The following is a 12562-nucleotide window of genomic DNA, read 5'->3' on the forward strand; positions in this document are numbered from 1 at the left end:
CAAACGGCGGTCGTCCACCTTTGCTCCCATCTGAATAGGCCAGAGCCTTCTCCAGATCGGGGCGGAACACCTCAAAATCCACAGTCCGGGAAAATGCCTCAAGCTGATCGCCAAGCCCGCTTAACCGGGCCAGCCGCTCTTCAACATCAAAGAAACTCGGCTGCTTCATCTGCCATCATCCCCAATCAACGCAGGAGAGATGGAATCACAGAGGAACCCTCAAATCCAGAAGGTTTTTCGAACCCTCCACCTGCCCATGCTCATGTCCTAGCTTTTTTTGTCGCTGAGTTTTCGAAGGACCAATCAGAAGCTCCAATTGCTATAAAAATAGCTGTGCCTGACCGGCACATGGCCGGGTGGCTTTTTCGTGAGGAAATTGAAAGCTTCCTCAGCAGATATAATGAAGTCCCAGCAACCCAAGAAGATCTGGCTCTGCCTCGCCTCAAGGCAGCTCTCAGAAAAAAGAATGACAACGGGGAATAATATGAGTCGCGGAGGTGTGCATGGATTTCAGGCAGAGCGTCTTAGTCAAATTTTGGCTGTTCGTCGCCTTACCCAAGCACAATTAGCATCGCTGGTGGGTGTTTCGCCTGGAACAATCAGCAAGTGGAAAGGAGGCATCCAAGCCCCCGAACGTGAGGCATTAGAACGATTGGCATTGGTGGTTAATGTCGCTGCTGATTGGTTTCTAAGGCCTTATCTTCCGACCTTGTCGATGCCGCTTTTCCGAAGCAATGCTGCTGCGCATGCTGCAGCTCGGACAATGCTTGGTGCTCGGCTGGAGTGGGCCGAGGAGGTTGCTTGGGGCTTCGCAGATTTTGTGGATTTCCCAGAGCTTAATCTTCCAATGTACCCATTTCGCGATCCTGAAGAGATTACTGCTGAGGACATCGAAGGCGCGGCCGATGAATGTCGCAAGTTGTGGCGTCTTGGTCGCGGCCCGGTGCAAGATTTAGCTCTGGCTGTCGAAAGTGCGGGGATCGTGCTTATCCGGGAAGAGACTGGAATTCCGCAAATTGAAGGGCTCTCAGGGTGGAGTTCAAAACTGTCTAGGCCATGTATTTTGTTATCAGCAGACAAAAACAATGGTTTTCGCAGTCGTTTCGATTTGGCTCACGAGGTGGGGCATTGTGTCTTACATAAAGGCATCGAAAGAACGAATAATCCAGGTCGTCATAATTTAATGGAAAAGCAAGCTCATGCTTTTGCTGGAGCATTTCTATTGCCTTCCGAAAGTATCAGCGGAGAAGCTCATCTACACCCAACTTTGGATGATTTGCTAATTTTGAAACGTAGATGGGGAGTTTCTGCTGCTGCAATTTTGATGCGCCTTAAAGCGCTTGGAATAGTTAGTGAGGATGAAGCTACCAATCTGTTTAAGAGACGTTCTGCCAGATGGGGAGCAAAGGCTGAGCCGGGAGATGATGAGCGGTCACCCGAAATTCCACGTTTGTTGCGTAGAACAGTGGAGCTTCTTGTAGATGAAAAGGTTATGCCACTAGAGAGCATACCTAATCATTTTGGGATGTCGCCACATGATTTGGAGACATTGGTTTCTTTGCCATCAGGTTATTTTTCCGCCCCAGAAAGAGTGATTGAATTGGCGCGTTTACGGAGGCCGTCTCTTAGTCCAGCTAAAAGAACTGATAGTAAGGATAATTTCAAAGAGTCTGAAATTATCCCCTTTCACGCTCGCACCTCTTGAGATTTTGTCTGCAGACCACCGGGAGTGGTCGCTTACGGCTCTCCTCTCGAGGGCCTGAGTGACTGCACCCAGGAGCAGTCAAGACTGAAGCCGAATGTCAAACCTGTCCCGGAAGGTGTCAAACCTGCCGAAAAACTGGCGGAAGATAACGATTTTTGAAATTGATGGTGGACCTGACGCGATTCGAACGCGTGACCTTTGCCTTCGGAGGGCAACGCTCTATCCAGCTGAGCTACAGGTCCATGCGCCCTCAGATAACTGCTTCGGCGACAGATTGCCAGCCCTCTTTTTTGAAAGTTCTGCCGTCCGGGCATACGGCCGGCAGAAGGTCATGGAAAAGTCTGTGTCTGGGCGGTGGCCTGCCATGCGGCGGCGGCGATATCGCCGCCTGAGGGAAGCAGGCGGTCCGGCTGTGTCAGCCACGAGACGGCATCCTGTGCCGCGCCCCGATGGTCCCGGCTGAGAAGATGATGGGCGCCGGGCAGTTCGTCGATCCGTGTGTCGGGGGGCAGCTGGCGGAGCAGGCGTGCAGTGAAAGGGGGCAGGACGAACTGGTCACGGCCCCCAAAAATAATGAGCAGCGGGGTCCGGGCGTGGGGGGCGGCCTTGTAGGCAGCCTGCATCAGCAGGGTCAGACCATAGAGCGGATGGATCGTCGAACTGTGCAGGGTAAGGGGATCGAAATACATCCGCCGCAGGGCCTTGAGGTTGTCGCTTGCAACCCGGTGACCGGGAACCGCCGATCCGTCGAGCTCCCAGTGTGGGGTCAGGAAATCAAGGCCGCCCAGAATGCTCTCCCAGGGCTGACCGATATCGAGCGCCGCTGGGGCAAGCAGGATCGTGCTGCTGATATGGGGCGTGTCTGTCGCGGCCAGAAGCAGGGCTATGGCGCCCCCCATGCTTTCTCCCATGACGTGAATGGGTGTGCCGGGATAGCGGGTGTGCAGCCAGAGCACCTGTTCACGGGCGTCCTGCACCAGTCTTGCCGTGCTGCTCCATCCACCCCGGTCGGCAGTTCCGCCAAAGCCCCGGATGTCCGGCGCGACGAGCGTAAAGCCTTGGGCCGTGAAGACCGGTGCGGCGAACTCCCAGGCATCCCGGCTGTCGCCGTAACCGTGCAGGGCCAGGATGATACCGCGGGGATCGGGCGCGCGGGCCGGATACACGCGCAGGGGAATATGTGTGCCATCCGACATGTCGAGTGTGAGCGTCGGAGGGATGAAGGCCGTTTCCTGTGCTGTCGGATGCAGGTCCGGAATATGGGGTGCCATGCAGCCCTGTAGCGCCAGTAGGGTCATCAGGCAGAGCAGTCCGAAGGAAAGACGTCCGGGGCGGTTTGAAACGGAAGGGAATGAGCCTATCATCACGGATGATTTTAGAACGTCCGCTCCTTCGGGGCGAGAAGGGAGACATTCGTGCCGCCAGAAAAACCTGATCTGGGAAAAGCCGATCTGGAAAAGCCTCATCTGGTACTGATCGACGGGTCCGGTTTCATCTTCCGCGCGTTCCACGCCCTGCCGCCGATGAGCAGTCCCCAGGGCGTGCCGGTCAATGCGGTCTATGGCTTTACGAATATGCTGGCGCGTCTGCTGCGGGACCATGTGGGAACGCATCTCGCCGTGATTTTCGATGCAGGCCGTACGACGTTCCGCAACGAGATCTATCCGCAGTACAAGGCACACCGGCCGGAAGCTCCGGAAGACCTGCGCCCGCAGTTCGGCCTGATCCGCGATGCCACGGCGGCTTTTAACGTGCCGTCAATCGAGCTTGCCGGATGGGAAGCGGATGACCTTCTCGCGGCCTATGCAAAAGCGGCCGTGGAAGCGGGTGGCTGCTGCACCATCATTTCGTCCGACAAGGATCTGATGCAGCTCGTGCGTCCCGGCGTGGAGCTGATGGACCCGATGAAGCAGAAGCCGATCCGCGAGGCGGAGGTCGAGGCCAAGTTCGGTGTTCGGCCCGATCAGGTCGTGGATGTGCAGGCGCTGATGGGGGATTCGACGGATAATGTTCCCGGCGTTCCCGGCATCGGTCCAAAAGGTGCGGCGCAGCTCGTGAACGAGTACGGCACGCTGGAGCAGATCCTTGAAGCCGCACCGGGCATGAAGGCGTCCAAGCGGCGGGACAACCTGATCGAGCATGCCGATGCCGCGCGCATGTCGCGCAGACTGGTGCTGCTGGACGACAACGCGCCGATGCCGCAGCCGATCAGCGAACTCGGCTGCCGCAAGCCTGTCCGCGAAACCCTGCGGGACTGGCTGGAAGAAATGGGATTCCATTCCACCATCCAGCGCATGGGGCTGGGGCTGGCTGCAAAGCCGCGCCCGTTCACACGCCAGATTGTCCGGCCCGAGGACAAGGCAGCCGCACGGGATGAGGTCGCGGCCGTCACGATCCCCGATGCGCCTTATGGTCCCTACGAGACCGTGACGGACATGGACGCGCTGGACCGCTGGATTGCGGATGCCCGGACCGCAGGCGTGGTGGCCGTCGATACCGAAACGGACAGCCTCAATGCACGGCAGGCTAACATGGTCGGGCTGTCGCTGTCGGTTGCGCCGGGGAAGGCCTGCTATGTGCCATTCCTGCACGAAACCATACGCGACCTTCTGGAAGAAGACTCGACCGGGGAAGCTTTCGTTCGTCAGCTGGATCGTACCGAGGCGCTGGAGCGTCTGAAGCCCCTGTTGCAGGATGCGTCCGTCCTGAAGGTCTTCCAGAACGCGAAATATGACCTGACCGTCTTTCGTGGCGCAGGCATTCCCGAGATCTCGCCCATCGACGATACGATGCTGATTTCCTACGCCCAGTCCGCCGGTGAGCACGGGCAGGGCATGGATGAGCTGTCGGAGCTGCATCTGGGGCACACGCCTGTCACCTATGATTCGGTGACGGGAACGGGGCGCAAGCGCATCCCGTTCGCGCAGGTGGCGATTGATACTGCGACCGCCTATGCCGCCGAGGACGCGGATGTCACGCTGCGTCTGTGGCAGGTGTTGCGTCCGCAGTTGCGGACCCGTCATGCGCTCGCCCTGTATGAGGAAATCGAACGTCCGTTGATCCAGATCCTGACGGATATGGAAGAAGTCGGCATCAAGGTGGATGCCACTGAACTGCGCCGCATGTCCGCCGATTTTGCCGAACGCATGGCAACGATCGAGCAGGAAATCCACGAGCAGGTGGGGCGGAGCTTCAATGTCGGTTCGCCCAAGCAGCTTGGCGAGATCCTGTTTGATGAAATGGGTCTGCCCGGCGGCAAGCGGACGAAAAGCGGAAGCTGGGGCACGGATTCCGGCGTTCTGGAATCGCTGGCCGAGCAGGGGCATGAACTTCCGCAGAAGATCCTGTCCTGGCGCCAGCTTGCCAAGCTGAAATCCACCTATGCTGATGCATTGGTCCAGCAGATGGATCAGGATACGCAGCGGGTTCACACGTCCTTTCAGATGGCCATCACCACGACGGGACGGCTGTCTTCGAACGAGCCGAACCTTCAGAACATCCCCATCCGGACGGAAGAAGGCGCGCGCATCCGCAAGGCCTTCGTCGCCGCTCCGGGCTGCGTTCTGCTGTCCGCGGATTACAGCCAGATCGAGCTGCGTCTTCTGGCGCATGTCGCGAAGATCGAGCCGCTGCTTGAGGCGTTCCGTCTGGGGCAGGACATTCATGCCCGCACGGCATCCGAAGTGTTCGGTATTCCGCTTGAGGGCATGGACCCGCTGACCCGCCGTCGGGCCAAGGCCATCAATTTCGGCATCATCTACGGCATCTCGGCCTTCGGTCTGGCGCAGCAGCTCCAGATTCCACCGGGCGAAGCGCGGTCTTATATTGACGCCTATTTTGCCCGCTATCCCGGCATCCGCGCCTATATGGAGCGGACCAAAGAAGAGGCGAAGAAGCACGGCTATGTCACGACGCCGTTCGGTCGCCGCTGCTATGTGCCGGGCATCACCGAAAAGAACGGTGCCCGTCGTGCCTATGCGGAACGTCAGGCCATCAACGCACCGCTTCAGGGGGGGGCGGCCGACATCATCAAGCGCGCCATGGTCCACCTGGCACGGCGTCTGCCAGCAACGGGTCTGAAAGCGCGGATGGTATTGCAGGTGCATGACGAACTGCTCTTCGAAGTCGAGGAGCAGGACGCAAAGGCGCTGGCAGAGTTCGTTCGCACGGAAATGGAAGGGGCGGCGACACTCGATGTGGCCCTTGAAGTAGAAACCGGTATCGGCCCAAGCTGGGCTGACGCACATTAAAGACAGGAAGGTCATGCAGACCAATCACGAACGCCGCAAGCGGGTCGGCAATCGCATCATCTGGGGCGTTCTCGCCGTGGCGGCCGTTCTGGGATATGTTGGCTTCCATCTGGCGTCCAATGGTGGTCCGGGCCTTCTGGTCCAGTCCAACGGCAATGAGGTCGGCGGCAGCTTCCGTCTGGACTCGCTGGGCGAAAGCACCGTCACCGAAGGCGATTTCCACAATACCTGGATGCTCGTCTGGTTCTTCGATGCCAACTGCCCCGAGGAAAAGTGCAAGCCCGTGCTGAAGAGCATGGAACAGGCGTTGGTCACACTCCGGGCCGAGGGTATCCGCGTCTCGCCGCTCGCCGTGTCTCTCAATCCGTTCGACGAGGCTGACCCGCTCAAGGAATATGTTCTTCCCGTCGCGCCGCATGTCATGCCGTTCACGGCCACGCCGAACATGATCAAGGCCATGACGGCCGAATATCATGCGCCGCTTCAGAAGGAAGGGGACCATTTCGTTCCCGCGCCGCAGATCGTCATCATGGACCCGAATGCGCGTTATGCCGGCACCATTCCGGCTGACGGTAATGCCGATGCGCTGATCGCGCGTCTGCGTGAACTGGCGAAGCGCTGAATGAAGCGGGGGTCTGCGCTTCTTGCGATGGGAATGGTTCTGGGGCTGGGGATTTCTCAGGCCCGCGCCGGGGAGCAGACCCCGCCTGACTGGAACGGCATTACGCTCGGCAGTCCCCATCGTGGCGGCACGCTGCACCTGACGGCGGATGGTCCTGGTGGAACACTGGACCCGCAGATCAACTACGGAACACAGTACATTCAGGTGTTCCTCAATATGTACGATCCGCTGCTGACGTTCCGCATGGTTACGGGAACGACGGGGCTGGAGGTCGTGCCGGACCTCGCCGATGCCATGCCGCAGATCAGTCCGGATGGTCTGACATGGCGCATGCATCTGCGCCCGGGCCTGCGGTTTTCAGACGGTTCTCCCGTGCGGATTGAGGATGTGGTGGCATCTTTCCGCCGCATCTATCGCGCGGGAAGCCCGACAGCAGCTTCCTTCTATGGCGGGATTGAAGGCGCGAAAGAATGTCTGGAAAAGCCTGACCTCTGTACGCTCCCAGGTGTCGAAGGGCATCCTGACACCGGCGAAATCGTTTTTCATCTGACAAAACCGGATGGCGAGTTTCTGTACAAACTCGCATTCCCCCATGCCGTGATCCTGCCGGCAGGCACTCCGCCGCATGATCTGGGTGGGACAACCGCTCCGGGGACCGGGCCGTACCGCATCACGGAATACGATCCGGGCCACGGCATGGTGCTGGAGCGCAATCCGCATTTCCATGTCTGGAACCCGCAGGCCCAGACGGATGGCTTCGTGGACCGGATCGAATATGATTTCGGCCTTTCGGATGAAGCGCAGGTCACGGCCGTCGAACAGGGACGCTATGACTGGATGCTGGACGCCAAGCCAGCGGACCGTCTGGGTGAACTGGGCGCGCAATATCCGTCCCAGGTGCACATCAATACGCTTCTGGGTCTGTATTATCTGGCAATGAACATCCATGAAAAGCCTTTCACGGATGTCCGCGTGCGCCGGGCCGTCAGTATGGCCGTCAACCGCCATGCCATGACGATCCTGTTTGGTGGTGACGCGATTTCCGAGCCACTGTGCCAGATGGTGCCGCACGGTATTCCCGGTGCTGATCTGGGGATGAGCTGCCCGCAGGATGTGGAGGGGGCACGCCGCCTGATCCATGAAGCCGGTGCGGAGGGGGCCTCCGTCACGCTGGTGGTCCCCAACCGAGCCATGGAACTCGGAATGGGCACCTATCTGCGCAATGCCCTTCAGTCCATAGGCCTGAATGCGCAGCTGCGTCCGATCACGGCCGGCCTTGCGGAGTCCTACGAGCAGAACACCGCCAACCACGTCCAGATCGCACTGGCCTACTGGTTCGCGGATTATCCGTCGGCCTCAACCTTCCTCGATGACCTGTTCGGCTGCGACAATTACCACCCGAACTCGGCGGTCTCCCCGAACTTTACCGGCTTCTGCGACCAGCACGTCCAGTCCCTGTTCGGTCAGGCCATGGCACAGACCGATCCAGAAAAAGCGGCCCCGATCTGGCAGGAGGCCGGGCGCGCCGTCATGGAACAGATGCCCGGCGCTCCCATGATCCAGATGAAGACGGTCGATTTCGTCTCCAAACGGCTTGGGAATTATTATTCGACACTTCTCAACCACATGGTGTTTTCCCATGTGTGGGTGCAATAAACTCTAAGAGAACAACGGTATTGTGTGCTCTCCTGTCTTCTGAAAGGGACGTGGAGACATGAAAACCATTTTGCGGATAGTGATTCTGGCTCTTCTGTCTTGGCCTGTTCAGGTTCTGGCTCAGGACGAGGATGTCTCAGACTGCATACTGGCGTCTATCGTGCTGCCGCTTCTTGGCGGGCAGGGTGATTCCCCAATCGTTGGCGTCCGCGTTAACGGCGAAAAAGCCGCTTTCTATATCAAGCCCGGCCTTTTCCCGCATTCTCGTGCATGACACGGCGGACCTCTGGTTCCCACGAGGCGGGGATGCGCCCCTGATGGCGCAGAATGGTGAGCTGACCATAACATCCCGAACCGGACTGGAAGAGCTTCAGCTCGGAGCACTCGATCTTCACGGCGTGCCGGCCAATCTTCTGGAAGGGCCCGCCCGACACCAGATCAACGGCCTGCCGATCATCGGAATGCTGGGGCTGGGTGGAGACGTGTTTGAAAAAACATCAGTTCTGCTGGACGTCCCGCACCGGAAAATCGCGTTACTGCGCTTCAGACGCACGGCAGCCTGTCGCACGGCTCCGGCTAGTCTCATGGGCCCGGATGCCTATGGAAGCGATCTGTCTGCGGCTGGTCGGCTGGCGGTGACGATCGGCCATCGCAGCCGGGAGATGACTCTGGACCCGGATCTTTCGGAAACTGTCATGCCGGAATCCTGGGTCAGTGACGCTGGTGTGACGTCCGCTGATCTGCGTCATGATCCCATCGTGACGACGCGTTATGTCGGCATCTCAGTGGGGCATCGACATTCTGTAACGGATGTGAACGTTGGCAGCCACGTTCTGCCCACCTTGAATGTTCTGTTTCAGTCGTCTCTTGAAAACGGAGCTTTCGGCCTGCCTTTTTTCGAGCATTCCGCCGTTCTGATCGACCGGCAGAATGCTCAGGTTTTTGTCCTGCCTGAAGATGCCAAACCTCTGGAAGCAGGACACCATTTGCATTTTGATGAAAGTCATCAGGGGCAAACGGCCATCACCCAGAAATCCGGGACGATAAACTGACGGCCCGCGCGTTCCTTACAGCCCGATATCGCTGCGGAAGATCTTGTCCTCCCACTGGATCGCAGAGGCACCTTCATAGGCCAGCTTGCGGGCCTCTTCCGGTGTCGCAGCTTTCGCGCAGACGGTCAGAACGCGGCCGCCATCTGCTACCAGAACGCCATCGACCAGCTTCGTTCCGGCATGGAAGACCGAGACGCCCGGAACGGCTTCGGCGCGTTCGATTCCGCTGATCCGGCCGCCCTTTTTCGGCGCGTCGGGATAGCCGTTTGCCGCCAGAACCAGCGAGATTGAGTGCTCGTCGGAAAACTCTGCCGCCGCATGTTCGAGATTGCCCTGTGCCAGTGCGGCGAGGATCGGGAGCAGGTCCGATTTCAGACGGATCAGCAGGGCCTGTGCTTCCGGGTCGCCAAAGCGGACATTGTATTCGATCAGCTTCGGCCCCTCGGTCGTCAGCATCAGCCCGGCGAAGATCACGCCCCGGAACGGCGTGCCACGACGGACCATTTCGGCCAGCATCGGGCGGACCATGATGTCGAGCGCCTTTTCCTGCATCTCGCGACCGAAAGCGGGGGGCGGGGAAATCGCCCCCATGCCGCCAGTGTTCGGACCGGTATCGCCGTCGCCGAGACGCTTGTGATCGCGTGCCGCACCGATGAGCACGGCCTTGTCGTCCGAGCAGAACGCGAAGAGCGAGACTTCCTCGCCCACCAGACATTCCTCGATCACGAGCGGCATGCCGAGCCTGCGGATGGCGTCTTCGGCTTCTTCCACGCTCTGAGCAACGACGACGCCCTTGCCGCCCGCCAGACCGTCCGCCTTGATGACGATCGGAGCACCACGACGACGGACGAACTCGATGGCCGGCGCTTCCTCTTCAAAGCGTTCCCAGCGTGCCGTCGGAATGCCAGCGGCGTCCGCCACGTCCTTCGTGAACGCCTTGCTGCCTTCCAGCAGGGCCGCGGCCTTCGTCGGACCAGCGCACGGAATACCCGCTTCGGCGCAGGCATCCGCCAGACCGGCCACCAGCGGCGCTTCCGGGCCGGGGACGATCAGGTCGATCTTCTGCTCCTGTGCGAAACGCACCAGTCCTGCGACGTCATCGGCCTTGAGCGGAACGAGCGTTGCGACAGGCGCCATGCCGGGATTGCCCGGCGCCGCATACAGGGCGGTCAGGCCCGGTGAGCGCGCAAGACATGTAGCCAGGGCATGTTCACGCCCTCCGGACCCGACCAGCAAAACGCGCATTCCGCTTATCCTTTATTATGCAATCGTGGGCTTCGTTTGACGGCGTGCGTAGCATAGACTGGCGGTATGATGGAGAGTGATGGCGCATCGATCCGCGGGAATGTTCCGCAATATTCGGTTTCCGAGATTTCCGGGGCGATCAAACGCACGCTGGAGAGCGGATTCGGCCGCGTGCGCGTGCGCGGTGAGGTCACGGAACTCAAGCGCTATCCGTCCGGGCATGTCTATCTGTCGCTCAAGGATGAAGGCGGCAAGATCGCCGGTGTGATCTGGCGCGGGAGTGTCTCGCGTCTCGGCATGGCGCCGGAGAACGGCAACGAGGTCATCGCGACCGGCCGTGTCTCGGCCTATGGCGAGCGCTCCAGCTATCAACTCGTCATCGATCGCATGGAGTTCGCGGGAGAGGGGGCTCTGCTCGCCAATATCGAGCGCCTGCGCCGCAAACTGCTCGAAGAGGGCCTGTTCGAGCCTGAGCGCAAGAAAGCCATTCCGTTTCTGCCGTCTCTGGTCGGTGTCATCACGTCGCGCTCGGGCGCGGTGCTGCACGACATCATCACGACGATCAGCCGACGCTTCCCGCGTGACGTGCTGCTCTGGCCGGTTCCGGTTCAGGGAGAAGGGGCGGCCGCCCAGATTGCCGCAGCCATCGAAGGCATGTCCGTTCGCCGTCCCCGTACGCCGGATGTGCTGATTGTCGCGCGTGGCGGTGGCTCGCTTGAAGACCTGATGGCCTTCAATGACGAGCGCGTCCTGCGTGCCGTGGCGAACTGCCCGGTGCCGATCATTTCCGCTGTCGGGCATGAGACCGACACCACGCTGATCGATCTCGTGTCGGACCGTCGCGCGCCGACACCGACCGCCGCTGCCGAAATGGCCGTGCCCCTGCGCTCGGAAATGGTCGCGGATATGGCGCATCGCAATGCACGTCTGACCGGTGCGCTCACCCGCATCATCCAGACGGCCCGCGCGCGACTGGATCAGGCCGCAGCCCGTCTGCCCGATCTACCCGGTCTGCTGGATTCCGCACGGATGCGTCTGGACGATCGTGGCCAGCGCCTCGATCTGGCGCTTCCGTCTTTCGTCATGCGCGTGCGCAACCGGCTGGATGCGCCGGGGATGCACCTGCCATCGCCGGAACTGCTCATGGGGCGCAGTCGCGCGCGGTTGCAGGCCCTGCGACTGCCCGCGCCAGAGCTTCTCGTCAGCCGCGCCCGTGCCCGCCTGACGGCACCGACGACCCATCTTCCCAGCCCGGAACTGCTGATCGAACGTCGCCGGGCCGCCCTGCGTCTGGTCTCTGGCGAACTGGATACGGCCTGGCAGCGCTCGCTCCAGACTTTCCAGCTTCGGACGGAGCGCCAGCGCCTGTCGCCCGATATCCTCAGAAGCGCCATCCGTCTCCAGCAGGCCCGGCTTCAGGGACTGGGTAGTCATCTTGAGGCCGTCTCTCCCCGTGCCATTCTCAGCCGCGGCTATGTCCTCGTTCAGGATGTGAACGGCCAGCCCGTCACGAGTGCGGAGGCCCATCCTGTCGCGGATCGCGTCGTTCTGTCTTTTGCTGACGGTGATCGTGGGGCAAGACTGGACAGCCTGTCGCCGCAGGGCGATCTTGGACTGTAAATCTTTCATCCACCCGATCTGTGATCCGGAGTCTGCATGCGTTCGTTCTGGTTGAGTCTCGTTGCCCTGCCGCTGCTTGCAGCCTGTGCCCAGCAGCCGACGGCGCCGGCGCGTCCTGCGGGCTCGCCTCCGACGCAGGCCAGAATCCCGCCACAGGATTTTGCGCCGGGTCTGGCCGAGGAGACGTCTGAGGATGGCAAGAAGAAGCTGTTCAATGATCCGTCTGCCCCGCTGAACACACCGCTTTGCGGCACGGCGCTTCAGGAGCAGGCCCAGACTGGCGCTGCGCTGTATCCGCAGAGCGTAGCGAGCACCAGTTCCTGCCCGCGTAATGCCTGTTTCCAGCCGCTGACCGGGACCTATATTGCGGCAACTGGCGCACAGAGCGTCTGCCGCTAAAGCAGACTTCAGG

The 12562-nt window shown here is 60.3% G+C and carries 10 protein-coding genes, 1 tRNA gene and 1 pseudogene; 8 read left to right on the forward strand and 4 right to left on the reverse strand.

The window, feature by feature from the left end; translation table 11 throughout:
* Positions 1–169, reverse strand: a pseudogene (locus KP701_RS07440) (IS5/IS1182 family transposase); the annotation flags it as partial.
* A gap of 231 nt (positions 170–400) precedes the next feature.
* Between KP701_RS07440 and KP701_RS07445 the strand changes: the two are divergent.
* Positions 401–1705, forward strand: coding sequence for an XRE family transcriptional regulator (locus tag KP701_RS07445; protein WP_215746575.1), 1305 nt, complete (start codon positions 401–403; stop codon positions 1703–1705).
* Between the two features lie 165 nt (positions 1706–1870).
* Here KP701_RS07445 and KP701_RS07450 read toward each other — a convergent pair.
* A tRNA-Arg gene (locus KP701_RS07450) sits at positions 1871–1947 on the reverse strand.
* Positions 1948–2034: 87 nt separating this feature from the next.
* On the reverse strand, positions 2035–3003 hold the full coding sequence (locus KP701_RS07455) for an alpha/beta hydrolase (RefSeq protein WP_252345477.1): 969 nt from the start codon (positions 3001–3003) through the stop codon (positions 2035–2037).
* A gap of 117 nt (positions 3004–3120) precedes the next feature.
* Between KP701_RS07455 and polA the strand changes: the two genes are divergently transcribed.
* The 5 genes from polA to KP701_RS07480 are packed head-to-tail and all read left to right on the forward strand — an operon-like array spanning position 3121 to position 9285.
* Complete coding sequence (gene polA / locus KP701_RS07460; protein ID WP_371818912.1) at positions 3121–5955, forward strand: DNA polymerase I; 2835 nt, start codon at positions 3121–3123, stop codon at positions 5953–5955.
* 13 nt (positions 5956–5968) lie between these two features.
* Complete coding sequence (locus KP701_RS07465) at positions 5969–6577, forward strand: SCO family protein (RefSeq protein WP_215746576.1); 609 nt, start codon at positions 5969–5971, stop codon at positions 6575–6577.
* Positions 6578–8233, forward strand: a complete 1656-nt coding sequence (locus KP701_RS07470; protein ID WP_215746577.1) for an ABC transporter substrate-binding protein — start codon at positions 6578–6580, stop codon at positions 8231–8233. It begins immediately after the preceding gene.
* Between the two features lie 58 nt (positions 8234–8291).
* On the forward strand, positions 8292–8507 hold the full coding sequence (locus tag KP701_RS07475; protein WP_215746578.1) for a hypothetical protein: 216 nt from the start codon (positions 8292–8294) through the stop codon (positions 8505–8507).
* A 43-nt stretch (positions 8508–8550) separates the two neighbouring features.
* The gene (locus KP701_RS07480; protein WP_215746579.1) at positions 8551–9285 is read left to right on the forward strand and encodes a hypothetical protein; all 735 of its coding nucleotides are present in this window, start codon (positions 8551–8553) and stop codon (positions 9283–9285) included.
* 15 nt (positions 9286–9300) lie between these two features.
* On the opposite strand, the gene purD is transcribed toward KP701_RS07480, so the two are convergent.
* The gene (gene purD, locus KP701_RS07485) at positions 9301–10530 is read right to left on the reverse strand and encodes a phosphoribosylamine--glycine ligase (protein WP_215746581.1); all 1230 of its coding nucleotides are present in this window, start codon (positions 10528–10530) and stop codon (positions 9301–9303) included.
* 66 nt (positions 10531–10596) lie between these two features.
* Here purD and xseA point away from each other — a divergent pair, with 66 nt between their 5' ends.
* Positions 10597–12150, forward strand: a complete 1554-nt coding sequence (xseA, locus tag KP701_RS07490) for an exodeoxyribonuclease VII large subunit (protein WP_215746582.1) — start codon at positions 10597–10599, stop codon at positions 12148–12150.
* Between the two features lie 36 nt (positions 12151–12186).
* Positions 12187–12549: a hypothetical protein gene (locus tag KP701_RS07495; RefSeq protein WP_215746583.1), complete on the forward strand. Its 363-nt coding sequence runs from the start codon at positions 12187–12189 to the stop codon at positions 12547–12549.
* The last annotated feature ends 13 nt before the right edge of the window (positions 12550–12562 follow it).

This window comes from Gluconobacter sp. P1C6_b, from assembly GCF_018811945.1.
In the GTDB taxonomy this organism is placed as follows: domain Bacteria; phylum Pseudomonadota; class Alphaproteobacteria; order Acetobacterales; family Acetobacteraceae; genus Gluconobacter.